The organism is Halogranum amylolyticum, from assembly GCF_900110465.1.
Lineage (GTDB): Archaea > Halobacteriota > Halobacteria > Halobacteriales > Haloferacaceae > Halogranum > Halogranum amylolyticum.
Window position 1 is genome coordinate 95,940 of the sequence record NZ_FODV01000007.1, and the last position, 24,224, is coordinate 120,163.

The following is a 24,224-nucleotide window of genomic DNA, read 5'->3' on the forward strand; positions in this document are numbered from 1 at the left end:
GTGACGCGACCGCACTCTCCGCACCATGGTATTTATTAGCACCCACTCGCTCAATCCAGTATGCGCTGGCGCGAGTATCCAGTACTGCCGGACGGCGACGCTCGGTTCGAGGCGTTTCGTACCGGGCTCGACGACGACGCTGCCCGAGTACTCGCGTATCTGGTCGGCCGACGCGAGAGCGACAACGTCGAGTCGAACGAGGCGACCCGACTCGAGCTTCGGGTCGGTACGGGGCTGGGCCGGGACGCCACGATCGAGGCGCTCACGACGCTCGAGACGCGTGATCTCGTGAGGTGCACGACCGTCGCCCGCGACAGCAGAGGTCGGCCGCCGAAGGGATGGACGACGGCGGCCGACCGGGAGACGCTCTCCACTCGGATCCGCAGCCACCACAGCTATCGACTGTGTGAACGGGCCGACGAGGTGGCGAGACGGCTCGGAGCGACGCCGCCGAGCGACTGGCTTGACGACGTCGAACCGACCGTACCGGCATCCGACACCACGGCGGAGCTAACCGTGGTGCTGAACTGGGTACCGAACGGGCTACACGCACCGCTCATCGCGGCTACCGACTTCGCCGAGCGCAACGGTGTCGAGATCACCCTCGAGTCGGCGCGTGGGTCGGGGTCCGCCCTCAAGCAACTGCGTACAGGCAGTGCAGATATCGCCGTGGTCGGGGCCGCGAGCTTCTGTCGCGACGCCGAGGAGTCGTTCGTCCCACTCGCGTTGCTCTTCCAGCGGTCGATGGCCGTGCTCTACACGACCACGGAACGGCTGGGTGAACCGTTCACGACCGTCGAGCAACTGCGCGGCCGGCGTCTCGCGGTCTCACCCGACTCGGAGGTGAGTCGGCTGGCACGGCTGTTTCTCGCTCAGTCGCGCCTGTTGGACGACGTGGAGATAGTCGCCGTCGCCGGCGAAGAGCGGGAGGCACTCGTCGACGGCGACGCGGCCGTCGCCACCGGGATGCCGATCGACGTACGCGAACTGGCGGCCGCCGGCTACGACGTCTCCTCGCTGGCGGTCGCGGACCACTTCCCGGTTCCGGGTCCCGCGCTCGTGACGACAGCTGCGAAGCTCCGTCGAGAGCCGGCGACCGTGCTCCGGTTCCTGATGGGTACGGTTGCGGGGGCGACGGCCGCTCGGACGCATCCCGAACGGACTGCACGGCGAGTGGCCGACCGAAGCGACGACGACGTCGCGAGCGAGCGGTGGCGGATCGAACGCGTCCGTGACCAGTCGGTCGGCGAACGAGGGTGGGGATGGCAGACCCTCGCTGCGTGGGAGCGCCTCGAGGCCGCACTCCGATCGGAGGCGACGGGATGATCAGCTCCGAGGGGCTGACCGTCGAGTTCGACGACCTGACGGCGCTGCGGGATCTCTCGCTCGAGGTCGACGACGGCGGGTTCGTCACGGTGATCGGACCCTCCGGCTGCGGGAAGACGACGTTGCTGCGGACGCTCGGCGGGTTGGAGGAGCCGACCGAGGGGAGCGTCAGCGTCGGCGGCGCGTCGCCGGCGGCCGCCCGTCGGGACGGTCGGGTCGGGTTCGTGTTCCAGGATCACGCGCTCCTCCCCTGGAAGACCGCACTCGAGAACGTCACGTTCCTGCGGCGGATGGCCGGCAAGCCGGCCGACGAGACCGGAGCGAGAGAGGTGCTCGCGACGGTGGGTCTCGAGAAGTTCGTCGACGCGCGACCCGCAACGCTGTCCGGGGGGATGAAACAACGGGTCGCCATCGCTCGTGCGATCCACCTCGGTGCAGACGTGTTGTTGATGGACGAGCCGTTCGGCGAACTCGACGAACTCACCCGCGAGGAGATGAGCGTCGAGATCTGCCGGATCTGGCGAAACTACCGGAAGACCGTCGTGTTCGTGACCCACTCCATCCCGGAGGCGGTGTTGTTGGGCGACCGGTGTCTCGGACTCCACGGCCCGCCTGCGGAGATCGCGTGGGAGCGATCCATCGATCTGCCGCGGCCACGCGACCGTGGGGTCTTCGAGTCCGCAGCGTTCCAAGAGCAGGTCGCCGCCGTCCGCCGGCTCTTTCACGGAGAGCGATGAGCGTCGCCGACCGCGTGTCCGGAGCCGACATCGGCCTCCCGGCAGCCGCACTGGTCGTCGGCCTGCTGGGGTGGTGGACGGTGACCGCCGCGGGAGTCGTGCCGTCGTTCGTGCTTCCATCGCCGGTGACGGTCGCCGAACGGTTGCTCACGCGTCCCGGGTTGTACGTCTCGAACGCCCTCTCGACACTCGCGAAGACGCTCGTCGGCGGCACTATCGGCATCGTCGGTGGCGCGACGCTGGCAGTCGCCATCTCGTGGCATCGCCTGCTCCGGCGTGCACTGCACCCGTATCTCGTCGCGGCGCGAGTGCTTCCGAAAGTCGCGGTCGCACCGTTGCTACTGCTGTACGTCGGGCTGGGGTTCGAGACGGCCCTCCTGTTCGTGGCACTCGTCACGTTCTTCCCGATGGTCGTCAACACGGTGGCCGGCCTCCAGCGAGCGCCCGAGGTCCAACGCGACCTGCTTCGGTCGGTCGACGCGGGCCGCGTCCGCTCGTTTCTCGCCGTCGAACTTCCGTACGCGCTCCCCGACGTGTTCGCCGGGCTGAAACAGTCCGTGACGCTCGCCGTCGTCGGCGCGACGATCTCCGAATGGATCGTCGCGACGAAGGGGCTCGGCTATCTCATCCTCGTCGGCTCCGAGAACGTGCAACCGGACGTGATGCTGGCGGCGCTGACAGTGCTCGTCGCGATCGGTCTCGGACTGTACGGGACGGTCGTCGTCGCCCAGCGGGCGGTCGCACGTCGTCTCCCGCTCGACTAGCGAGTCCCGCCCGCTGGACCCAGCACCCGTTCGAGTCCGGCGGCCGCGAGGTAAAAGGCGAGGCCGAGTGCGACGAGTGCGAACAGCGCCGCGAACATCAGCGCCGTGTCCAGCGCGTCGGCTGCCGTGAACACCTGATAGCCGAGGCCAGCCCGGAGCGTGAGGAACTCCGCGACGACGGTGCCGATGACGCTCAGCGCGGCCGCGAGCTTCACGCCCGCGAGCACGCTGGGGAGTGCCGCCGGCACCCGGACGTGCAGGAACGTCGCCGTGGCACTCGCGTCGACCGATCGCATCAGTTCGAGGTAGGCGGTCGGTGTCGATCGAAGCCCGTCGAGTCCGCCCAGCGCGACCGGGAACACCGTCAGCGTGGTGACCAGCAGTGCCCGCGAGGGGAGCCCCGATCCGGCCCAGAGGAACACGAGCGGCGCGACGGCCACCAGTGGTGCGATCCGGAGTGCGACGAGATACGGTTGGACGATCGCACGTGCGCCGGGCGAGACGACCATCAGAAACGCGAGCGAGAGACCGACCGCGATCCCTGCGGAGAGACCTAACCCTGCGGTGGCTGCGGAGACGACCGTCGCCTCGAGCAGGCGGGGCCACGCCTCGATCCCGGTGCTGAGCACCGTCGCGGGCGCCGGCAGGATCACCGTCGGTAAGTCCGAGACGACGACGGCCGTCTGCCAGCCAGCCACGAGCAGCGCGAACACGACGGTCGCCGGGGCACCCCGTTCGACGAACTCGACGGCTCGGGTCGGTACGGTCGACCCCATCGCTCAGTTCGACACGAGGTCGGCGTAGGCGTCGATGTACTTCGACTCGGTCTCGAGGTGGGCGTTCGTCCAGACGTCGTCGGCGTTCACCTGGCCACCGAGTTGCTCGGCGCTCCGGAGCGCCTCGGCGGTCGTCTGCCACGGGTCTCCCTCGCTCCAGCCCCACCCCTGCTCTCGAACGGTGTCGGACAGCATGTGGTCGTCGGCCATCGTCAGCCACTTCTCGCGCTGTTGGTCGCGCGACTCGGCCAGCGCACCGTTCGCGTCGACGAGCGTGTCCATCGCGGCCTCGACGTTGTTACGACCCCAGACGGCACCGCGTGCGGTCGCCCGCAGGAACGCCGTGACGGTCGCCGGATGCTCGTCGGCGAAGTCGGCGTTCGTCGCGACCACGTGCCCGTACGCCGGGACTCGGTTTGCGACCTGCAACGAGTCGGTCGTCCCCCCCTGTGCCCGTGCGGCGATGGCGTCGCCGAACACGCCTCCCGCGACGTCGATCTTCCCGGCGAGCAGTTGTTGGACCGTGTCGTATCCCGTATCGACCATCTCGACGTCCGATCGAACCCCCGTCTGCTCCAGATACAGCTCCGTCAGCAGCCGCACCATCCCCGGACCGGTGCCGACGGTCTTCCCTGCGAGCTGCGCCGGGTCGGTCAGTTCGCTCCCGAACGTCTCCCGGGTGCTGAACACGACGACCGGGCTCTTCTGCATCACGACGCCGACCGACAGCGGCGAGAGCTCGCGACTGTTGACGTTGAGCACCTGATCACTGCTCGTGATGGCGAACTCGGTGTTCCCCAACCCTGTCTGCTTCGCGGAGAAGTCGGATCCCTGTCCGGCCTCGATCGTCTGCAGGTTCAGTCCTTCTGCCTCGTAGAACCCCTGTGCGGCCGCGGCGTAGTACGGGACGTGGAGACCGCTCGGCTTCCAGTTGAGGAGTAGCGACACGTCCGTCACCGACGGTGTCGGCTCGGGCGACGCGGTCGCCGTCTCCGTCCCCGTCGGAGCGTCGGTGGCCGTCGCCCCACCGTCGGTCGACCCCCCTGTCCCGTCGGAAGCGTTCATCCCCGTACACCCCGCCGCCAGCGCGGTTCCCGAGACCACGAGGAACTCACGTCTCTCGATTGCCATGTGCTAGTTGGTACTACACCACAAGGGAGATATAACTTTCGACGGATGGTTTATACGGAGACCGTGGTGCAGACCGAGGCGACGGAGAAGTCGGGGTCACCTGCCGTTCGTTCACTCGACGTTGAGCTGGCCCTCGTCTTCCGCCCACTCGAACTCCAGTTCGATCTCCAGTTCGCGTTTCCGCTCGCCAATGAACTCCACCTCCACCTCGATCGGCTCGCCGAACCGGAACGGGATCTCCCAGTCGTCACCGGAGACGGTGAGTTCGTTGTCGTCCTCGAGCTGATCGGCGAGCTCCCGGAGGAACGTGGCAGTCATCTCGCGCGAGAGGCGGACCTCCCGTTCGAAGTAGCCGTCGGTCACGACACGCTGTTTGTTCGACTCGTCGTTCGGCAGTTCCGGCATACCTGGCGTATGTCGTCGGGGGTAATAATCCCCGTCGGTCGATCTCCGCCCGAGAGACCACCGTCTCACCCCCAATCGGAGCGATGAACGGAGAAAGAGTTAACTGTAATCCGTCGAACACCGACTCCATGAGAACCATTCACATGTATGCGCGTGGCGTCCGTAGCGACGCACGGTGGCTGGTATGACTCCATCGGCTGTCGACGTGGTGCTGGTCGCCGGCTACGTCGCCCTCACCGGCTTCAGCCTGGCGAGTGGGTTCCGGAACCGACAGGGGGAGCGAAGCGACGTCTGTCTCGTCTGTGAAACCGAGACTCTGGCCGGGCAGACGTACTGTCACGGCTGCCGGGCCGACCTCGGTGGACCCACCGACGCGTGGTGATCCGGCCCGACGTGTGTGGGTCAGTCGGCGAAGACGTCTTCGTCGACCGCCCGGTCGGTGTCGCCCGTGTGAAGACAGAACGACCGTTCCGGCGGCGGCGACGCGCGAAGTTCGACCGTTCGCCGGAGTCGATAGTACTTGCGACGACTGGTCCGGTAGCTCTCGACGATCCCCGACTCCTCGAGCACGTCGAGGTGGTGGACCGCACTTTTCCCGTCCATCCCGACGGTCTCGGCGAGTTCGGTCACGTACCGGGGCTCCGACGAGAGTTCCTGGATGATGCGTAACCGCGGTTTGCTCCCGAGCACGTCGAAGAGTGACATGGTATCATAGGACATGTGAACACTATTGAACGTTTCCCCTCTCCCCCGGACGTCTCGAGTGGGCGTCGGCCACGCTGCACCGGTCCGTTCGCCGTCCTGACCCTCCCGAGCATTTATTCTTCTCGGCCCGGATAGTCGGTCGATGACCGACTCCGAGCTAGTCAACAGATTTCGTCGAGCAGAGTACACCGGGGAGAACCGCTGCATCCCCTGTACGGTCGCGAACGGCGGGATCGCCGCGGTCGCAGCCGTCGTCGTGGCACTGTTCGCGGCACCGTGGCTCGGTGTGCTCTCGTTCGTGGCCGCCGCCCTCGTCATCTATCTCAGAGGCTACCTCGTCCCGGGGACACCGGCGCTCACGAGACGGTACTTCCCGCCGTGGCTCCTCCGTCTCTTCGGGAAGGAACCAGTCGCAGCAGTTCCGACCGCCAGTGGCGACGCCGGCCGTCCACTGGTGGCCGCGGGCGTGCTCCGGGCGACCGACGAGGGACCGGTATTGACACCGCGGTTCGGCGAGACGTGGTCCGAGCGTGCAGCGGCGCGACATGCGACGGGTGCGAACGAAGCCGACGTCGCTGCGGCGTTCGACGCCGAATCGGTGTCACGGCTCGGCGACGCGTCGTTCGTCCTCGACGGCGACACCTCCGTCCGGTGGGAGTCGACGGCCGCACTCGCCGCAGACGTCGCCGGAGCGGAGTTGCTGGCCGAGCGCGTCGGCTGGACCGAATACGACCGCGACCGCCGCCGGACGACGCTCCAGGCGCTCCGACTCCGTCTCGACAGCTGTCCTGCCTGCGGCGCAACCCTCGTCGCCGAGACGCGACGGGTCGACCCGTGTTGTCAGAGACCTCACCTCGTCGCCGAGTCGGTCTGCGAGGGGTGCGGTGCAGTCGTCGCCGACGCGGCGGTCGTCGACACCGGCGGTCTCGATTCGGTGGCGGGTGCGCTGCTCGGGTGGGAGACCCGTGAGACTGAAATAGAAGCGTGACCAGTGGTAACATATGTCTGACGACCGAGAGCTTCCGAACATCAAAGCTGGACGGGGCGGTGAGCGGAGTCTGGAGAAACCGGGAGAGGTCGAGACGGCCACCGTAGAGTATCTGAGTTACGGTGTCCTCGAACGGAACGGCTGGAGTCGGGACGACGAGGACTTGTTCGAGAAGGCGGCCGCGGCTGACCTCGACGAGTCTCACTACGGAGTCATAGAGGTCCCGCGGAACGAGTATCTCCTGGACGCAGCCGAGAACGCCGGGCTGTCCTGGCCGTTCGAGTGTCGGGCCGCGTCCTGTGCGAACTGCTGTGCGTACCTCATCGAAGGGGAGTTAGAGATGGACATGGACCTGTTTCTCACCGACGAGGAGGTCGAAGAGATGAACATCCGGTTGACCTGCGTCGCCAAACCGACCAGCGACGAACTCAAAGTCGTCTACGAGGCACGCCGCTCGGAGTACCTCCAGAACGTGGTCGGTCAGCGGGAAGTCTGACCCAGCTTCGACGGCGAGTGAGTGTCGCAACTGACAGCGAACAGCTACTACCTCGCTCGATCGGTCCACTCGGTCGCCTGCTCAGGCGAGACCTCGGCGATCGACGCGACCTCCTTCGGGTCGGCGTCGGCGAGGGCGGTGGCGGAGTCGATTCCGGCCGCGGCGAGTCGTTCGGCGTAGGTCGGACCGATACCCTCGATCGACTCGATCGACTCGGTGTCGGCGGCGGTGTCGATCGCTCCGGCCAACCGCTCTTCGGGCGTCGAACTCAGAACCCGATTGCCGTGCTGGTAGCGCCGTACCTCCTCGAGATCGACGTCGTCGAGCGACTCGACTATCGCCGCGAGCAGGAGTGCCTGGGTGTCCAGTCGATTTTCGAGAACGTTGAGGTTGTGGAACGCCGTCTCGGCGAACGCCGTGAGCGAATCCGAGAACTCCGAGAGACTCGTCTCGTTCTGTTTCACCTTCCGTTCGTTCAGGCTGATGCGGGCGAAGTCGTCTACCTCTTCGATCTGCCGTTCGAGCGCTTCGATCTCCTCTCGCAGGTCGGCCACGTGGGACTGGACCATCTCCTCGACGAGGGTGTCGATCGTCGACGTCGATGTCGACTGTTCTTCGAGGCTTCCCGTACCGTCCTTCGCGGTCTCGGCCTCGCTCGCGTCGTCTTCGGTCCGAGGCGTCTGTCGGGGTAGCTTCGTCGGAGCCATAGCGAACTGTTAGGACGAGAGACAATATAACTTTGTGCTCTGTTAGCATGCGACTACGTGGTCAGCCCCTCGAGTGATAGCTCTGCGTCCGAGGGACGGCGGACAGAGGGACGGTCGCCGGCGACGGAGTAAAATGACGTGGCGTGGTAACACACAATATGGCGAAGGAGATCGACGCCAGCTGTCTCGACTGCGGCGCGACGTTCCCGCGGAGTGCCGCCGAGAGCCACGACGGGAGTGGACTCGTCTGTCCCGCCTGCGGGAACACGAGGATCCGTGGTATCCCGGCACAACACACGGCGCTCGGCAGTCGAGCGAACACACGCTGTCGCGACTGTGGAGCGACGTTTCCACGGGGGGAGGCAGCGACGCCGACCAAGGGGGTGCTCGCCTGCCCCGTCTGTGGTTCGACAGATGCGCTCGAACCGATAGACGAGACGGACGAACCGTGATGCCTCTGAGAGAGTTCCATCGGCTGGAGGAGAGCGGTGTCGAAAGAACACGAGATTGGGGGTCTCGATAGTCGTCCTACTCGGCCATCGAGAACACGACGAGTCGGTCGTCGCGCTTGCCACGGCGAAGCCACCCGCTGCCGCCGAGCTGGACAGCAATGTACTGCTTCTCCGTGTTCGGGTCGTACCAGCTGACCGGGCTCGACGAGATTGGGGCCTCGCCGGTGTCGAACTCCCAGAGGTGGTCGCCCGTCTCGCCGTCGTAGGCTATGAACTGACCGTTCTGGGTGCCGGCGAACATCAGTCCCGTCGTGGTCGACATCGTGCCACCCCAGATGTAGGTGTCACCGTCGATCCAGTCGCGCCACATCCGCTTGCCGGTCGCCGGGTCGAACGCGGAGATGGAACTGATGTGGCCGTTGTAGTCGTCGGGCATCGCTTCCGTCTCGTCTTCGAGGATACCACCCCAGTACTTGCGCCCTTCCTCGAACTCCTCGAAGCGCCACCACGCCTCCTGGGCGTTGTTGTGCATCTTGTAGTACACGAGCCCGGTCTCCTCGCAGTACGTCGCCGGATGCCAGTCGCAGCCGCCCATCCCGCCGGGCATGAACGTCCCCCGCCGACCGTCATCGATGTGCGGGATCATGCTGAACATGTTGAGCTGTTGGACGCCCGGATCGGAGCGGGTGATGAGTTGGCCGGTCTCGGCGTCCACCGAGTACACCCACCCGGTCTTGCCGGCGTCGACGACGGTGTCTCTGACCTCGTCGCGGTGGTCGAACTCGAGATCGCGGATGAGCATCCGCGGCGACGCGGAGTCGTAGTCCCAGACGTCGTGGGGCGACTCCTGGTGGAACCAGAGCCGTTCTCCGGTCTCGGCATCGATGCACATCGTCCCGCAGGTGTTGCGGTTCGGTCCCGGCCGGACGGAGCCGTCGAAGTCCGGACCGGGGTTCCCCACCGGCATATAGAGCACGTCGCGCTCCTCGTCGTAGGTGGCGGTCATCCAGTTGGTACCGGCAGCCTGGTTGATCGAGTCGCCGACCCACTCCTCCTCCGGACAGGTCCGCGTGAACCACTTCTCCTCGCCCGTCTCGGCGTCGAGCGCCGTGTGGAACCCGCGCACTCCGTACTCGCCGCCGGCACTTCCGGTGAAGAGGGTACCATCGTAGACGATGGGTGCCCACGTCGCCGAGTAGCCCCGTTCGTGGTCGGCCGTCGAGGCGTACCAGACCTCCTCGCCGGTGTAGCGGTCGAGCGCGACGACCCCCGAGTCGAGGGTCGTCATGAACACCTTGTCCTCGTAGACTGCAGGGCCGCGGTTGTTGTCGTCACAGCACAACACCACGTCCGACGGGACGGCGTACGTGTAGCTCCACAGCACGTCCCCGGTAGTCGTGTCGAGGGCCTTGATGTGGTTCGGGCCGTTCGACTGGTACATGATCGTCGGTTCCCCGGGAACGATGACCGGAGAGCCCTCCATGCTCGACCCCGCGCCGACCCGCAGGTCGTACTCGACTTCGAGCTGGTCGACGTTGTCTTTCGTGATGACGTCGGCGGTCGTGTAGCGGTGTTGTTCGTAGTTTCCGCCGTACATCAGCCAGGCCTCCGGGTTCTGCCCGGAGTTGCTCAGCATCTCCTGGGTCACGTCGAACCGGGGGATGCGGTCGGTGTCGTGCTGATGTGTGACGGATTCGTCGGGCGAACCGAGAACCCGATAGCCGTTGTCTGTCTCCCGTACGACTGTGTCCTGTGCGGCCTGAACCGCTCTGTCTTGGTCTATTGACATCTGGATTACCTCGCTTTCGGTGGCGCCCGCATTTCTTCGGTGATGTAGTACATATCCCGGCAGATCTCCTGCTGGTTGATGATCATGATCGCGGCACTGGCCGTCAGCGCCGCCATCAGCTGTCCGTCCGTGAGAGCGCTCTCGTCCCCGACGCCGATCTCTCGTGCTGCCCTCGTCAGCAGATACAACCCACCGAGCATCGCCTTGATGTCCCAGTAGCCGTCGTCGAGAATCTCCTCGGTGATGAGCACCTGTTTCTGCCACAGGTGGACGTCGAGCGTCCGAATCCACAGCAGTGACCCGCCCGCTGCTCGCTGGTGGAGCGGCGGGACGAAGTCCACGTTGAACTCGACGTCGCGAGGGATCTGCTCGGTCGGAACCCACCGTGCGAGCTCCTTGTCGCTGTTGACCACACTCGTCACCAGCCGGAGCTGTTCTGCGTCGTCGAAACCGATCGATTCGAGCTCCGACGTGAGAGGATCTGCTTCGAGCAGCCCGTAGCTGGTGTTTCTGATGTGCTCCGAGGAGAACCGCGGTGCGTTCGCGTCCACGCTCTCGAAGAATCCGACGTCGACGAGATGGTCGTACATCCGCCACGCCGGCTCGATCAGCTCACGATACAGCCGTTCGGGCTCGCGCTCCCCGTCGGGAATACCCGCCTCCCGGACCTCCGGAAGCCGAGCGATCTGCGTCTCCAGATCTGCCATGACGGACTCCAAGAGCGCCACGTCGAGCGACCCCTCGAGGTCGCTCCGAATCGCCTCCCCCATGGAGACGAACTCGTCGTCGATCTCACCGTCGACGGCCGCTCGCAGCGTCGACAGCGTCAACTCCTCGTCGGCGACGGAGTCGTCGATATCCAGCCTCTCGACAAGCCGTTCCCGTTCCTCGGCAGCTACGCGTGCACCGTTACCATGTGTCATGAGAGCACCAGTCGATAATGACAGACGAGTTTACAAATAACTTTGCCAACGGAACTGACATATGCCGGGCGGTTTCGAACGGCAACTTTTTGTAATCAGGGGGTCGCCCGTCTCGATTCGGGCGGCCCCCAGAGAACGACTCGGTGAAAATCGTTCTCGGAGAGGGTAGAGCGTGCGGTGTGGTTTCACCACCCATGAATTTATGCCGACGGGGGCGACAGTACGGCAGAGGGAGCGTATGGAACTCACTGTCAGACAACTCGAGGAGTTCGACCCCGACGACGGCCTCTCGGTACTCGGTCGCGAGACACTGGAAGAGCTCGGCGTCGACAGCGGAGGCTATCTCGTCCTCCGCGGACCGGACGAGGATCCGGCGGTCACGCAAGTCATCCCGTCTGACGACGTCGAACCGGGCTGCATCCGAACGAGCGAACTACTTCGACGGACGGCGAACGTTGACGTAGACGAGCAGGTGACGGTCAGACCGGTGACGGTGGAGTCCGCCGACAGCGTGACGGTCGCACTCCCGGACGGGTTCGCCGGGGAGGAGCATCTCGATCTCTCGTTGCGCGACGAGCTCGTGAGTCGAGCGGTTCTCGCGGGACAGATCGTACCGGTCACACTCCGATCGCGTGGGTCGGGTACAGCGGTCGAGCGGACCGTCCCCGTCCAGATCGTCGCGACGGAACCGAGCGACGAGGTCGTGATCCGCGACTGGACACGGGTCTCGGTCGCTCCCGAACCGGCCGAGGGACTCCCCTCGACCGTCGATCTCCCAGGAAGCGGGCCGACGGCAGCCACCTTCGCCGACGTCGGTGGAGTGGCGAGTGAGCTCACACGGCTCCGTGAGACCGTCGAACTCCCGTTGCGAGTGCCCGAACTGTTCAGCCGACTCGGAACCGAGACCCCGAGAGGGGTGCTCCTGTACGGCCCGTCGGGGACGGGGAAGACGTTGCTCTCGCGGGCACTGGCCAACGAGACCGACGTTCACTTCGAGACGATTTCGGGTGCGGTCGTCGCCTCGGATCGTCCGGGTGAGACCGGCGAGCGTCTGCGGGAACGGTTCGAGAACGCCGCCGCCAACAGCCCCGCCATCGTCTTCATCGACGAAGTCGACGCCGTCGCCGGTGGTCGCGACACCGCCGACCGGAGCGGGGGGGTCGGGCAGCTGCTGTCGCTCATGGACGGAATCGTGGCCGACAACCGGATCGTCGTCGTCGGGACGACGAACCGCCCGGACGCCGTGGACGCCGCGCTTCGACGGCCCGGACGGTTCGACCGCGAGATCGAGATCGGCGTCCCGGACCGCGACGGCCGCGAAGAGATCCTTCGGATCCACACGCGGGCGATGCCGCTCGCCGACGACGTCGACCTCGACGCGCTCGCCGAGCGGACTCACGGGTTCGTCGGTGCGGACCTCGAGAACCTCACCCGCGAGGCGGTTCTCTACACTCTCCGTCGGAACGGCGTCGATCCGGACGACGCGGCGGTCGACGAGGCCACGCTGGCGGCCATGGAAGTGACGGACGCGGACTTCGACGCGGCACTCCGGAGCACCGACCCCTCGGCGCTCCGCGAGGTGTTCGTCGAGGTGCCGGACGTCACCTGGGACGACGTCGGCGGCCTCGAGGCGACGGTCGACCGTCTCCGCGAGACGGTCCAGTGGCCGCTCGAGTATCCCGAGGCGTTCGACCGCGTCTCGATGCGGCCCGCGACGGGCGTGCTCCTGTACGGTCCGCCGGGGACGGGAAAGACGCTGCTCGCGAAGGTGGTCGCCAACGAGGCACAGTCGAACTTCATCTCGATCAAGGGGCCCGAACTGCTGAACAAGTACGTCGGCGAGTCCGAGAAGGGCGTCCGCGAAGTGTTCGAGAAGGCACGGGCGAACGCCCCGACGGTGGTGTTCTTCGACGAGATCGACGCACTCGCCGCCGAACGTGGCGGTGCAGGAAGTGACGCCGGCGTCGGCGAGCGCGTCGTCTCCCAACTCCTGACGGAACTCGACGGCCTCGAAGAGCTGGAAGACGTCGTCGTCATCGCCACGACCAACCGCCGAGATCTCCTCGACGACGCGCTGTTACGACCCGGCCGGTTCGACCAACACGTCCACGTCGGTGCCCCCGACGCGGCCGCGCGTCGGAAGATCTTCCGCGTCCACACTCGCGATCGCCCGCTCGACGACGACGTCGACCTCGACGCGCTCGCCGACCGAACGGCGGGGTTCGTCGGAGCCGACATCGAGGCCGTCTGCCGGGAGGCGGCGTCGGCTGCCGTCCGCGAGTACGTCGACGGAGACGACACCGACCCCAAACAGATCTACCTGACCGGCGCTCACTTCGAGACGGCTATCGCCGAGGTCGAACGCGGTCGCGACGGACGATCGGATCGGGTCTCCAAGCGAGCCACCGGCACCGACACGCCCGGCGAGTGAGAGGTTCGTGTCCGCCGGCGGACGAGACGGTGTGAGCGGTGCTCGGGACGCTCGGTTGGTCGTTCTATCCCGCCGAGGGGACAGCCCAATAGGTTAAGTCGTTCTCCGTCCACAGCGAGCGTACGTGATCCGATAGTGCTCGAACTACCGTCGACGCTCGTTGCGCTCGTCGTGTTCCTGGTCGGCGTCGTCCTCGTCGTCGAGAGCGTCGAGACGTTCGTCGAGAGCGTCGCGGAGGCCGCACTCGGGCTAGGTGTCTCGGCGTTCTTCCTCACCGTCCTGCTGGCGGGGACGGACCTCGAGAACGCCATCCTGGGGCTAGCGGCAGTCACCGGCGGCTTGCCCGGCGTGGCGCTGGGGACGGTGTTCGGCGAGGCGCTCTTCGTCCTCGGAGCGGCCGTCGGGATCGCCGGGCTCCTGCGGCCCTTCGAGGTCGCTGTCCCCCGCATCTATCAACTGCTGACACTCGGGTCGCCCGCACTCATGGTCGTCCTCTCCGCGGACGGACTGCTCTCGCGGCTCGACGGGGCACTGCTCGTGGTGGCGTTCCTCCCGTTCGTCGGTGCGGTGTACTGGCTCGAAAGCGACACCGACACACAGTTCCTCGCGGCAGAGAGTTTCGATGCGGCGACCGAAGACGACGACCTCGACCTCGAGGGTCTCGCCGCGGTCGCCGTCCCGCTACTCGCGGTCGTCGGGATGACGGTCGGTTCGGAGCTCGCCGTCGTCGGTGCCCGAGACCTGCTCGCGGCGTTCGGCATCCCGGGGCTCGCGTTCGGCGCGACGGTGGTGAGCTTCGTCGCCTCGCTGGAGGAGCTGTTCCTCACCGTCGAACCGGTTCGGCAGGGCAACCCGCATCTCGGCGTGGGCAACGTCATCGGCAGCACCGCCTTCTTCGTCACCGCGAACGCAGGCGTCATCGCGCTGGTCCGACCGATCGACGTCAGCGGGAGCGTCGTCTCCGTCCACTGGCCGTTCCTGTTGGTGCTGTTGGTCGCTGTCGTCGCCCTGTTGGCGCGGGGGCGCGTGGATCGTCCGGCCGGTGCACTCCTGCTCGTGGGCTACGCCGCCTACTGGGGGGCGACCTATCTGCTCTGATCCGGCGTCGCCGCGAGCACGTGGTAGTCCGTCTCGAACGTTCGTTGCTCGGTGACGGTGAACCCGGCGTCGACGAGTAACTCTCGCCAGTACGGTGCGGGGTCGGCATCCTCGTCGTGCGGGATTGGAAGTTCGAGGACGCCCAGCCGTCCGTTCGGAGCGAGTACCCGGTGTGCGTCCCGGAGCGCCGCTTGTGCGCCGGATCTGGGGAGGTCGTGGAGGACGCGACAGGCAGTGAGTACGTCGACCGACCCGTCACGAAACGGGAGGGCGACTGCATCCCCACGAACGGGAACCACCGACAGTCCGGCCGTGGCAGCGTTCCGCCGTGCGAGCGCCGGTCCGTTCCCGAGAATGATTCGGTCGTCGTACACGTCGAGCGCGACGACCGTCGTGTCGGGGGTGATCGCCGGAGCCAATCCGACGAGTGACCGGCCCGTCCCACACCCGACGTCGACGACCGTACCGGCGTCCCCGAGCGGAAGCACTGCCGCCAACGCCTCGTACTTCGTGCGGTCGACGTGCCACGGCGGCGGACTGAGAAGCGATCGAAGCGTTCGTCCGCCCGTGACAACACCCCACACGAGCGAGAGGAGGGCGACGAGACGTCCGAACCGTCGGTCGTGACCGAGTCGCCACGCGACTCCCCCGAAGGCGACCGCGACGGTCGCGACGAGTAGACGTCGCAGTCGACGACGCCAGTGATACACCCCGAAGTTGAACATGAGCGATAGTAGCCCTCCGCCGTCTTAGTAGTTCTCGACGGGACAAGCACGTAGGAGCTGTATACCTCTCCCTCGAAACCTATCCGCGTTCTCGGTTCTCCGTCTCGAGTTTTTGTCAACTATTCATTCATTACAAGCGTAGCGCTGTCTGCCACTCAGGGCAAATATTATTAATTAAGATTCATGAAAGACTGTCTGAGAGACCGCTCGTGTTGACATCACCGATCTAATACGAGCGAACGCCCGAGGTGAACTTGTTCGTCAGAAGAAACGTATTTCTATTCGGCTCTTTATCCAATCATTTCTGAGTACATCGAGGACCAGTGAGAGAGCTGAACGACGTCGTCGAGGGAGAGGGACGTCCCCTCCTCGTTCGCACGTCCAAGCCGCCTCATTGCCTCGAAACCGGTCTACTCGCCGTGTCGCTCTCGATGCTGCCGCCGCGCGAGTGCGATCGAAACAGACCTGAGTAGCTCGAGTGTCGTAAGCGGACACACGGTCGTGGGGTAACTCGACCGAGAGTCACGGACTGATGCTCTCGTTAGCGATACGCCCCATCCAGAGTTAGTTCGACAGATCGCGACAAGCGACGCGAAGAGGGGCACTCTTCGAAGTCTCACAGTTCATCCAGATCTAATTGGACATATCCGCTTCGGTCTCGTCACCGAACAGTCACGGCGAGACGTCCGAACGGGTGCGAAGCGATCGCATCCGTCGGTACGACCTCCGTCAGTGAGTCTCGGCGACCGACACGTGTCGAACCCGCACAACCGTCGCTATTTTTACGTTCGACGTGGAACCTCTCGGTAGGTACTTCCAGAATGTCTGCACCCTCACTCTTGATTCCCATCGAGTTCCCCAATCCCGATCCTCTTCCTTCGTCCTTCGTCAGCGGGTTCACATCGTGTAAGGTGACCCTCCTCGGACTCTACAAGACTCCGGGAGAGATGGATGCCGAAGAGCGACAGCGTCAAGCTGTCGAAGCCAACTACGTCCTCTACTCGCTTGCACACCAGTTCATCCAACACGGTGCCTCCGCCGAGGTCGAGTTGGTGATGGACGAGGACGTCGAGACGACACCGACCACCGTCGCCGAGGAGCGAGATATGGACGCGTTGTTGATTCCGAACCCGATCACCAACCTCGGCCGCGTGCTCATCGCCGTCCGCGACGAGACGTTCGCCGACTCCGTCGAAGAGTTCGTAGGGACGCTGAACGAAGACGTTATCCACCATGTGACGCTCATGAACGTCACCGATTCGGAGCAGACAGACGAGAAAGAGGCACTCCTCTCGTCGCTCCGCGACAGACTAGTTGACGCCGGCTTCTCGAAGTTCGCGATCGATACGAACGTCGTCGTCTCCGACGACCCAGCCTTCGAGATCGGTGAAGCGGCCCAGAGTCACGACCTCGTCGTCATGGGCGAGACGGAAGAGTCCACCACCCAGCGCGTCTTCGGGAAAACCTACGAGTTGGTCGCTGACGAGACCGACCGGCCCGTCGTGGTCCTCCGCGAGTGAGGACGTCCGTCGCGGGCTGAACACGAGGACGCACGGACGGCTGAGAGATCCGAACCACTAACAGCGTGCCGTTCGTATCGCCGGGTATGTCCTCGGAGACGGTTCGGGTGTGGCTCGTCGAGCGTGGTTACAACAACCGCGACCTCGTGATCCTCAAGTATGCGACGCTCGAGGGCGACCGCGTCTACCGACGCGAACTCGCACCACAGGCGCTCGACATGTCGTCGGTGACGGCCGCCGAGGAGGTGTCCACCGACGATCTCGAAGCCGTCGAGGAGACGGCGACTCGAGAGCGGTACGCGAACGAAGCGACCCGCATGGCCGAGAACCACGATCCCGAAGACACGGTCTGATTACCCCTACGAGTGAAATCGTTGGCTTTCTCCTCGGATGCTTTCGATCTTGTCGGAGAGAGGTCGTTCTTACAACATATCGAAAGCTGTCGTCGAGAGCGCGCGGTGAGCGGCGACGAAAACACCGGTTACTACCTCCGTGCAGTCGTTGGCTACCGGTTTAGAGATGTTTGACAGAGACGGTTGCGTCGCCGTCGACCCGCGTCAGTGGTTCGACGTCGTCGACGGTGGCGACGACGGTCACCGGTGAGGCGGCACGAGGTTCGTCGTCGTCGCTCGCGGGCGTGGGTCCCCAGAACAGACAGAGTGCGTTCCCCGGCGGCCAGTAGGCGACCGATCCGACGGGAACTACCGTCTGCGGCTCCTCGGCGGCGACGTCGACTGGGGTCTCGAAGTAGAGTTCGTCACCTCACCGCGTCGCATCCGCTGTAATCGGGAGCGCGTCGGCGATCGCACTCCGGACGGTCGGGTTCGAGTCGCTCCACGTCGCAGTCAGTTCCTGCGGTCCGACGACGAGACGGAGGTCGGCCATAGGACGACGTTAGCACTCACAGGCCAAAGAGTCTGCAGTCGAGGCGAGTCGAGCATCGATGGCGTCCGAGGAACGAGAGATCACAGTAGACGGGAGGGAGGAAGCGTCGGGTGAACGCTTCCTGCCGCGTGCCACGCGATTCGATCCCGTCTACACCGTCTATCTCGGCAGTTCGACGGCATCAATGCTCGTCTCGGAACAATACTTGGCTCGGCAGTCTCCTTCTAGCCGCGTGGCGGCCCACGCGTCTCGTTCGTCGAGAAGCGTGATCGGACGACGAGAGTACGGAGACCACTCCAGCAGGACGCGGCCCGGCTCTGTCGGTCGTCCCGGCCCGCTCGGACGACCTACTCGTCAGAGCGGTCGCCGGGGGTCCACTCCGCTTCGAGCTCCTCGTGGAGATACGGTTTCACGTCGTCGCCGGCGTAGGAGGCGACGACGTGGCCATCGCCCTCGAGGTGGTATTTGTAGGTCGTCAACCCCTCGAGACCGACCGGACCCCGAGCGTGGATCTTTCCGGTGCTGATGCCGACCTCGGCGCCGAGACCGAAGCGGTAGCCGTCGCTGAAGCGCGTCGAGGCGTTGTGAAAGACGCTCGCGGAGTCGAGGCTGCGCATGAACCGGCTGGCTCGCTCGTCGTCGTCGGTCACGATCGACTCCGTGTGCTTCGAGCCGTAGGTGGTGATGTGATCGAGCGCGGCTTCCAGCGAGTCGACGACTTTGATCGAGAGGACCAGATCGCCGTATTCCGTCGACCAGTCGTCCTCTGTGGCCGCCTCTGCCTCCTCGACGATCTCGCGGGTGGCGTCGTCGCCACGCAGTTCGACGCCGGCCTGTTCGTACCGCGCCGCGATCTCGGGGAGGAACTCCTCGGCGACGTCTTCGTGGACCAGGAGCGTCTCGACGGCGTTACAGACCGCCGGATACTGCACTTTCGCGTCGTAGGCGACGTCGCTCGCCATCTCGAGGTCGGCCGCCTCGTCGACGTAGACGTGACAGATCCCTTCGGTGTGGCCGAGCACGGGGATGCTCGTGTTGTTCTGGATGTAGCGGACGAACTCGGAGCTCCCCCGTGGCATGAGGAGATCGATCGAGTCGTCCATCTCTAGCAGGGCGTCGACGTCCTCGCGTGCCTCGACGAGCTGCGCCCAGCCGTCGGGCAGTTCGGCGGTCGCCTCGCGGATGAGTTCGTAGAGGACGCGGTTGGAGTGGCTCGCCTCGCTGCCGCCTTTCAGGATGACGGCGTTGCCGGATTTGAGACAGAGCGCCGCGATCTGCACTAGCGCGTCGGGCCGCGACTCGAAGACGGTCCCGACGACGCCGATGGGGACGGCGACCTTGTACAGATCGAGCCCCTCGTCGAGTCGCCGCGCGGCCAGCGTCTTCTCGAGCGGGTCGTCCTGGTGAGCGACGCTCCTGACCATCTCGGAGATACTGTCGAGTTTCGACGCGGAGAGCTTCAGCCGGTCGACGAGCGCCTGACTGTACTCGCCCGCTGCGAGCAGTTCCTCGCCCGCCGTGACGTCTCGCTCGTTAGCTTCGAGGATCTCCTCGTGGTGCTCGTCGATCGCGTCGGCGATCGACAGCAACCCCCGACGTCGTTCGTCCTCGGAGAGCTGTGCGAGTCCGAGCGCCGCGCGCTGTGCCTCTGTAACCTTGGTTTCGGCTGTCTTCTCAGTCATCGATGACACCGTTTATTGGGATGAACAATGTGCCCACCGGCTCGCCGGCGGCGACCTTCTCGAGGACGTCCTCCTGCGTGGACTTGGCGATGATCGCCGGGACACCGTGCTCGCTGACGTCACGAGCACCCTGCACTTTCGTCTGGATACCACCGAACCTCTCCTCCGAACTCTCTTTGGTGATCGACTGTACCTCGTCGTAGTTACGGCCGACGGCTTCGATACGCTCGGCTGTGGGGTCCTCTTTCGGGTTCCCGGTGTAGACGCCCCCGACGTCGGTCAGCGTGACCAGCAGGTCGACGTCGATGTCGATCGCGACCGACGAGGAGAGCATGTCGTTGTCGCCGATCCGGATCTCCTCGGTGGCGACGGCGTCGTTCTCGTTGATGATCGGGACGATGTCCCACTCGAGGAGCGTCTCTATCGTGTTTCGGACGTTCGTGAAGCGCTCGAGGTTGTTGAGGTCGTGTTGGGTCAACAGAAGCTGCGCGATCTTCCTGTCGTAGCGCGCGAAACTCTCCGTGTACCGTTGCATCAGGTAGCTCTGTCCGACGGTCGACAGCGCCTGCGCCTCCTCGACGTTCTCCTCGACCAAGTCGACACGTCCCTTACCCGCCCCGACTGCCCCCGACGAGACGAGGATCACGTCCTTGTCCCGTTCGAGGAGTCCGACGATGTCGTCGACGAGTTTGTCGAGTTTCTCGTCGTCTAAGTTCGATCGGTCGTCGGTCAGCGAGTTGGTTCCCGCTTTGACGATCACCCGTTCGGCGTCCGCTGCGAGTTGTCTCGCCTGCTCGATTTCGTGGTGTTCCAGTACGTTGCTCATCGTTGTGATCACGAGCCAGTTCTCTGGACCGGCGTTCGGCCGCCAGCACCGCGTCGACGACCGTCTCGTCTGCATCGCTGTTCCACAAGACATTCATCCCTTCGATTGTCGCTTCGCTTGCGAACGGCCGTCCGTCGCCGGCGCGGTCGTCGCTACGCCGTCCCCCACGTCCACCGCGAGTCGAGGACGTACCGGTAGATTCCGCTGACGGCGATCGCGACCGCGTTGGCGAACAGGTACGAGACGTGTTGCCACTCGACGAGCACGAACAGGACGGCGAGTTGGATCGGTATCGCCGACCCACGGACGAGGTTCGTCTTGAGCAGTCCGACCACGTACTCGACTCGCCCGCTGTTCCGGAAGTTGTGGAAGGTCCAGGCGTTGTTGAAGACGTACGAGAGGATGATCGTCGTCTCGATGGCGAGAACCGCTCCGAACAGGTAGTTCAGACGGCCGACGTCGACGAGCAGCCACAGCAGCACCATCTGGATTGCCGCCGTGACGACCCCGACGATGGCGAACCGTCGCAGTTGGACCGCGAGCGGGCCGCTCACGAGTCCGCGAAGGTAGGCACGGAGCACGACTATCGGTACCCCAACGCCTCGAGACGAGCTTCGAGCGCGTCGTCGACGTCGTCTGCGTCTCCGTCCGCGCTCGTGTCGGTCTGCTGCCGTCTGAGCGTGGCGGCGTGTTCGTCGACGACGTCACCGAAGCGTTCGACGATACGTCTCGCTTCCTCGTCCGCCGTCTCGGCGAGATCCTCCTGCTGCATCGGATCGGACGACCGTCGATACAGTTCCCGTTCGCCGGTGTCGACGTTCTCGATGTACGTCCACTTTCGGTCCCGAACGCTCACCAGCAGGTCGCCGTCGGCGAGCGACCGCGGGATCGGTTGTGCGGTCACCTCCTCGTCGCGGACGGTGACGGAGACGACGGGGTCGTCCGGAGGCGATTCGCCGTCACGGAGCGTCGGAACGAGCGTCTCCCCCCGCCACGCCGACGGCGGGTCGACGCCGAGGAGGTCGGCCACCGTCGGCGGTATCGCGTCGAGCCCGACCTGCCCGCTGACCCGGCGGCCGGAGACGTCCGGGACGTCGACGACGAACGGCACCTGGATCAGTTCGTCGTACAGTTTCGGGTAGTGCGCGAGATGTCCGTGTTCTTGAAACTCCTCGCCGTGGTCGCCGGCGAGGACGACCGCAGTCTCCTCTCCGACGCCGGTGTCGGAGAGCGTCTCGAGGAGGCGGCCGACGCTCGCGTCGACCTGCCGAACCGCCGCCTGATAGAGCGTCCGGAGGTCGGCGAGCGTCCGCTCGCCGACTTCCAGTCCGAGACCCGTTCGCGTGTGTGCGTGGAGCATCCTGTGCGTCCCGAAGATGTCCGAGGACACCTCTCGGATGTATCGCGGTGCGGGGACGTACGGTGTGTGGACGTCCATGTAGTGGATCCAGAGGAAAAACGGGGAGTCCGTCTCCTCGAGGAACGACGTCGCCGCGTGTTCGACGTCGAACATCCGGGAGGTATCCAGGAACGGTCGGTCGTCCGTCTCTCCTCGGAGCCACGATCCGGCACGTCGGAGGGGCGAGGTCGCCAACTGGAGCCACGCTTCGATCGTCGGATGCGTCGCGAGATAGCGACTGTAGAGGTTGGAACCGACGTTCGAGACGAACGGTTCGAACTCGTCGAACCCCTCATCGTACCCCCAGTGCGACGTGAGAAAGCCGTTCGACGCGTTGAACCCGGCCGTCGCGATGCCGGCGTCCGACAGCACTGACGCGAGAGACGGGGTCTCCGCGATGCCGATCCGGTCCGACTCCGCGAACACCGGCTGCGAGGCGAGGATCGACGGGAACGAGAACGGCGTCCAGTTACCAGTCGCGAAAGCGCGGTCGAACACGGTTCCACGCGCAGCGAGCGAGTCCATCACCGGCGTGTGTCGGTCGTCGTCGTACGTGCCGACGGCGTCGGCTCGAAGCGAGTCGACCGTGATCAAGACGACGTTCGAGACGTCCGTGTGTGACACCATCTCGTCGTAGATACCTCCAGTGGTCTCCGACCGCAGGCGACGTGGCAATCGACTCGAATCGACACCTCTCGTCGACCGACTGTGAGACGTGCTGTTCGGTCGACGGACGTCTACGGTGGGAGCTAATTGCTAAGAAACCTTCTTTACGATTTCGATGTTCCGGGCAGCGGGCCGGACGACCGAAGGAGTTCGACGTCGACGAGTCGTTCGCTGACGTGGTCGGGTGTGTCTGGTAGCAGGATACGACTCTTCCAGCGTGAACTAATCAGAGCGTGCAACTGATACTCAACTATTTCATTATGTATATCCATATTGTTGGTAGCTGTTGGGCGCAACAGGGCTCGCGTTCGAGCGTGGAATGATCCGAGAGTTGGATGGTTAGTCTCGCGTCGGTCGCTGGCGGCGACACCTGTCTGTGTGGTAGTCATCAGCCAAGGGGACGGGAAATGCAACGTCAGACGACACGACCAGACACCGGTACCGACCGCACCGAACAGACCCGGGGCGAACCGACGCTCTCGAAGGACGAGCTCTTCGAGATATTGAAAAACCGGCGACGACGAGACGTACTCACCAACCTCGACGCGAACGGGGGAAGTGCGATTCTCGGCGAGATGGCGGAGTACATCGCGGCGAAGGAAAACGACATCGAGGTCAGTACGCTCTCGTCGAGTCAACGCAAGCGCGTATACATCGGTCTCTACCAGTGTCACCTCCCGAAGATGGCGAACTACGGTATCGTCGATTTCGACAAGGGTCGTGGGACGATCGCACTCCGTCCCACCGCGACACTCTTCGGGCCGTACCTCGACGCGGAGTCCGTCGTACTCGACGACAACGTCGGCTCGATTGTCGGACGCCGGACGAGTGCCGCAGCGGCCGTCGCCTTGCTCGTCGCCGCCGGACTCGCCGGAGTACCTGTCCTGTCGGCACTCCCCGCTGCAGGGTGGGCAGTCGTGAGCACGGTCGCCCTTCTCGCGTGCGCCCTCGAGGATCAGCTAACGTAACAGACGTGACTTCACCCCGAGCGTCGTGACGCCGAAGAGACCGGTGACGACGGCGGCGAGTGATCCGGCGACGACGGCAGGGGCGACGCCGAGCGCGGTCGCCACGAACAACGCGACGCTCACGACCGTCGCCCCACCGTAGTATCGCATCGACGACTCCGACGTCGCCCCGTCGCTTCGCGTTCCGGGGGTTTCTCTTCAGCGCCGATCGCGAGATACGCGTAGAGCTGTTCGAGCGCCGGTGTCGGTTCGAGCCGGCCGCGGCTCTGGTCGTAGTCGACGACACCTGCCTCGTCCAGTTTCGGGAGGTGGCTCTGGTAGAGCGCGATGTACACCCGCTGGCGTTCGTCCGAACTGAGTTGGTCGACGGGCGTGTCGTTCTCCCAGGCGGCCACCTGCGCTGCGACGTCTTTTATCTCACAGACGGCATCCGAAGACTGTCGACTCAGATACCGCAACACATCACGCCGACGCGCGTTCTGGAGGAGGTGGAACGCTTCGTCCCGGCTCAGCGAACGGTCCGTGGCTCTCTGGTCGGGTCCGTCGGCGGTCGGAGTGGTCGGAGTGCTCATCGGTCTGGTCGGAGTCAGTCACCGGGAGTGAATAAAACGAACACTCCGTTAGCGGCGGTTCAGCTCCGTTCAACACCGTTCACGTCTCGTGGTCGTCGACGGAGTCCACCGGTTCGACGCTGGTCCCTTGATCCGGACCGACGTCCCACCTCTCCGCCCCGTGAATGACGTCGGGGAGACGACGCCGACACGCGAACTGCATGTAAATATTCGTTAGAACATTCGTGAAGGAAATTATTTTAGTGGATGGAGT

General features: G+C 65.0%; 28 protein-coding genes and 1 pseudogene. 12 read left to right on the forward strand and 17 right to left on the reverse strand.

All coding sequences use genetic code 11. From position 1 onward, the window contains the following. Window positions 1-60: 60 nt before the first annotated feature. Genes BSG17_RS14255 through BSG17_RS14265 form a run of 3 tightly spaced genes read left to right on the forward strand, consistent with a single transcriptional unit; the run spans window position 61 to window position 2,827 of the window. Window positions 61-1,326 (forward strand): ABC transporter substrate-binding protein, encoded by a 1,266-nt coding sequence (locus BSG17_RS14255; RefSeq protein ID WP_089825235.1) that lies wholly within the window; start codon window positions 61-63, stop codon window positions 1,324-1,326. Next, on the forward strand, window positions 1,323-2,063 hold the full coding sequence (locus tag BSG17_RS14260; protein ID WP_089825237.1) for an ABC transporter ATP-binding protein: 741 nt from the start codon (window positions 1,323-1,325) through the stop codon (window positions 2,061-2,063). The genes BSG17_RS14255 and BSG17_RS14260 overlap by 4 nt, the downstream gene beginning before the upstream one ends. After that, the gene (locus BSG17_RS14265; RefSeq protein ID WP_089825239.1) at window positions 2,060-2,827 is read left to right on the forward strand and encodes an ABC transporter permease; all 768 of its coding nucleotides are present in this window, start codon (window positions 2,060-2,062) and stop codon (window positions 2,825-2,827) included. Before BSG17_RS14260 ends, BSG17_RS14265 begins: the two co-directional genes overlap by 4 nt. Here BSG17_RS14265 and BSG17_RS14270 read toward each other — a convergent pair. From BSG17_RS14270 to BSG17_RS14280, 3 genes are all read right to left on the reverse strand, one after another. Further along, a complete protein-coding gene (locus tag BSG17_RS14270) occupies window positions 2,824-3,603 on the reverse strand; it encodes an ABC transporter permease (protein ID WP_089825241.1) in 780 nt (259 codons plus the stop codon). The genes BSG17_RS14265 and BSG17_RS14270 overlap by 4 nt on opposite strands. A 3-nt stretch (window positions 3,604-3,606) precedes the next feature. After that, complete coding sequence (locus tag BSG17_RS14275) at window positions 3,607-4,734, reverse strand: ABC transporter substrate-binding protein (RefSeq protein WP_089825243.1); 1,128 nt, start codon at window positions 4,732-4,734, stop codon at window positions 3,607-3,609. A gap of 111 nt (window positions 4,735-4,845) precedes the next feature. Next, window positions 4,846-5,139 carry an amphi-Trp domain-containing protein gene (locus BSG17_RS14280; protein ID WP_089825245.1) on the reverse strand — a complete coding sequence of 98 codons (294 nt, stop codon included), beginning with the start codon at window positions 5,137-5,139 and terminating at the stop codon, window positions 4,846-4,848. 184 nt (window positions 5,140-5,323) lie between these two features. On the opposite strand from BSG17_RS14280, the gene BSG17_RS14285 reads away from it, so the two are divergent. After that, window positions 5,324-5,521, forward strand: a complete 198-nt coding sequence (locus BSG17_RS14285) for a hypothetical protein (protein WP_089825247.1) — start codon at window positions 5,324-5,326, stop codon at window positions 5,519-5,521. A 20-nt stretch (window positions 5,522-5,541) separates the two neighbouring features. On the opposite strand, the gene BSG17_RS14290 is transcribed toward BSG17_RS14285, so the two are convergent. Then, entirely contained in the window at window positions 5,542-5,844 is a 303-nt protein-coding gene (locus BSG17_RS14290) for an ArsR/SmtB family transcription factor (RefSeq protein ID WP_089825249.1), read from the reverse strand. A gap of 142 nt (window positions 5,845-5,986) precedes the next feature. Here BSG17_RS14290 and BSG17_RS14295 point away from each other — a divergent pair, with 142 nt between their 5' ends. Both BSG17_RS14295 and fer read left to right on the forward strand, forming a co-directional pair. After that, a complete protein-coding gene (locus tag BSG17_RS14295; RefSeq protein WP_089825251.1) occupies window positions 5,987-6,832 on the forward strand; it encodes a DUF8054 domain-containing protein in 846 nt (281 codons plus the stop codon). A 13-nt stretch (window positions 6,833-6,845) separates the two neighbouring features. Next, the gene (gene fer, locus BSG17_RS14300) at window positions 6,846-7,328 is read left to right on the forward strand and encodes a ferredoxin Fer (protein WP_089825253.1); all 483 of its coding nucleotides are present in this window, start codon (window positions 6,846-6,848) and stop codon (window positions 7,326-7,328) included. 47 nt (window positions 7,329-7,375) lie between these two features. Here fer and BSG17_RS14305 read toward each other — a convergent pair whose 3' ends face one another. Further along, on the reverse strand, window positions 7,376-8,035 hold the full coding sequence (locus tag BSG17_RS14305) for a helix-hairpin-helix domain-containing protein (RefSeq protein WP_089825255.1): 660 nt from the start codon (window positions 8,033-8,035) through the stop codon (window positions 7,376-7,378). A gap of 158 nt (window positions 8,036-8,193) precedes the next feature. Between BSG17_RS14305 and BSG17_RS27515 the strand changes: the two genes are divergently transcribed. Continuing rightward, window positions 8,194-8,487, forward strand: coding sequence for a hypothetical protein (locus BSG17_RS27515; protein WP_089825257.1), 294 nt, complete (start codon window positions 8,194-8,196; stop codon window positions 8,485-8,487). 76 nt (window positions 8,488-8,563) lie between these two features. On the opposite strand, the gene BSG17_RS14315 is transcribed toward BSG17_RS27515, so the two are convergent. Both BSG17_RS14315 and BSG17_RS14320 read right to left on the reverse strand, forming a co-directional pair. After that, window positions 8,564-10,276: a pyrroloquinoline quinone-dependent dehydrogenase gene (locus tag BSG17_RS14315; protein WP_089825259.1), complete on the reverse strand. Its 1,713-nt coding sequence runs from the start codon at window positions 10,274-10,276 to the stop codon at window positions 8,564-8,566. Window positions 10,277-10,281: 5 nt separating this feature from the next. Then, window positions 10,282-11,199: a hypothetical protein gene (locus BSG17_RS14320; protein WP_211609147.1), complete on the reverse strand. Its 918-nt coding sequence runs from the start codon at window positions 11,197-11,199 to the stop codon at window positions 10,282-10,284. 238 nt (window positions 11,200-11,437) lie between these two features. On the opposite strand from BSG17_RS14320, the gene BSG17_RS14325 reads away from it, so the two are divergent. Beyond that, window positions 11,438-13,630, forward strand: a complete 2,193-nt coding sequence (locus BSG17_RS14325) for an AAA family ATPase (RefSeq protein ID WP_089825261.1) — start codon at window positions 11,438-11,440, stop codon at window positions 13,628-13,630. A gap of 135 nt (window positions 13,631-13,765) precedes the next feature. Then, window positions 13,766-14,728 (forward strand): sodium:calcium antiporter, encoded by a 963-nt coding sequence (locus BSG17_RS14330; protein ID WP_211609149.1) that lies wholly within the window; start codon window positions 13,766-13,768, stop codon window positions 14,726-14,728. Here BSG17_RS14330 and BSG17_RS14335 read toward each other — a convergent pair. After that, window positions 14,716-15,453 (reverse strand): class I SAM-dependent methyltransferase, encoded by a 738-nt coding sequence (locus BSG17_RS14335; RefSeq protein ID WP_089825265.1) that lies wholly within the window; start codon window positions 15,451-15,453, stop codon window positions 14,716-14,718. The two genes, BSG17_RS14330 and BSG17_RS14335, sit on opposite strands and share 13 nt — an antisense overlap. Before the next feature lie 821 nt (window positions 15,454-16,274). Here BSG17_RS14335 and BSG17_RS14340 point away from each other — a divergent pair. Both BSG17_RS14340 and BSG17_RS14345 read left to right on the forward strand, forming a co-directional pair. Next, the gene (locus tag BSG17_RS14340; RefSeq protein WP_139246615.1) at window positions 16,275-16,973 is read left to right on the forward strand and encodes a universal stress protein; all 699 of its coding nucleotides are present in this window, start codon (window positions 16,275-16,277) and stop codon (window positions 16,971-16,973) included. An 86-nt stretch (window positions 16,974-17,059) separates the two neighbouring features. Beyond that, window positions 17,060-17,326: a DUF7967 family protein gene (locus tag BSG17_RS14345; RefSeq protein WP_089825269.1), complete on the forward strand. Its 267-nt coding sequence runs from the start codon at window positions 17,060-17,062 to the stop codon at window positions 17,324-17,326. 160 nt (window positions 17,327-17,486) lie between these two features. Here BSG17_RS14345 and BSG17_RS28610 read toward each other — a convergent pair. The 6 genes and pseudogenes from BSG17_RS28610 to BSG17_RS14370 form a co-directional block, all read right to left on the reverse strand. Next, window positions 17,487-17,723, reverse strand: a pseudogene (locus BSG17_RS28610) (cyclophilin-like family protein); the annotation flags it as partial. A 12-nt stretch (window positions 17,724-17,735) separates the two neighbouring features. Next, entirely contained in the window at window positions 17,736-17,858 is a 123-nt protein-coding gene (locus BSG17_RS28275) for a hypothetical protein (protein WP_280141178.1), read from the reverse strand. 347 nt (window positions 17,859-18,205) lie between these two features. Further along, window positions 18,206-19,540, reverse strand: coding sequence for a glutamate-5-semialdehyde dehydrogenase (locus tag BSG17_RS14355; RefSeq protein ID WP_089825271.1), 1,335 nt, complete (start codon window positions 19,538-19,540; stop codon window positions 18,206-18,208). After that, window positions 19,533-20,366 (reverse strand): glutamate 5-kinase, encoded by an 834-nt coding sequence (gene proB, locus BSG17_RS14360; protein ID WP_089825342.1) that lies wholly within the window; start codon window positions 20,364-20,366, stop codon window positions 19,533-19,535. Before proB ends, BSG17_RS14355 begins: the two co-directional genes overlap by 8 nt. A 152-nt stretch (window positions 20,367-20,518) precedes the next feature. Further along, window positions 20,519-20,947, reverse strand: a complete 429-nt coding sequence (locus BSG17_RS14365; RefSeq protein WP_089825272.1) for a GtrA family protein — start codon at window positions 20,945-20,947, stop codon at window positions 20,519-20,521. A gap of 2 nt (window positions 20,948-20,949) precedes the next feature. After that, window positions 20,950-22,392, reverse strand: coding sequence for a sulfatase (locus BSG17_RS14370; RefSeq protein WP_089825274.1), 1,443 nt, complete (start codon window positions 22,390-22,392; stop codon window positions 20,950-20,952). Window positions 22,393-22,838: 446 nt separating this feature from the next. On the opposite strand from BSG17_RS14370, the gene BSG17_RS14375 reads away from it, so the two are divergent. Beyond that, complete coding sequence (locus tag BSG17_RS14375) at window positions 22,839-23,399, forward strand: DUF7344 domain-containing protein (protein WP_089825277.1); 561 nt, start codon at window positions 22,839-22,841, stop codon at window positions 23,397-23,399. Here BSG17_RS14375 and BSG17_RS27815 read toward each other — a convergent pair. The 3 genes from BSG17_RS27815 to BSG17_RS28280 form a co-directional block, all read right to left on the reverse strand. After that, on the reverse strand, window positions 23,391-23,549 hold the full coding sequence (locus BSG17_RS27815; RefSeq protein ID WP_244531545.1) for a hypothetical protein: 159 nt from the start codon (window positions 23,547-23,549) through the stop codon (window positions 23,391-23,393). The two genes, BSG17_RS14375 and BSG17_RS27815, sit on opposite strands and share 9 nt — an antisense overlap. After that, on the reverse strand, window positions 23,519-23,971 hold the full coding sequence (locus BSG17_RS14380) for a DUF7344 domain-containing protein (protein ID WP_244531546.1): 453 nt from the start codon (window positions 23,969-23,971) through the stop codon (window positions 23,519-23,521). The genes BSG17_RS27815 and BSG17_RS14380 overlap by 31 nt, the downstream gene beginning before the upstream one ends. A 79-nt stretch (window positions 23,972-24,050) precedes the next feature. Then, complete coding sequence (locus tag BSG17_RS28280) at window positions 24,051-24,173, reverse strand: hypothetical protein (RefSeq protein WP_280141179.1); 123 nt, start codon at window positions 24,171-24,173, stop codon at window positions 24,051-24,053. Window positions 24,174-24,224: the final 51 nt, after the last annotated feature.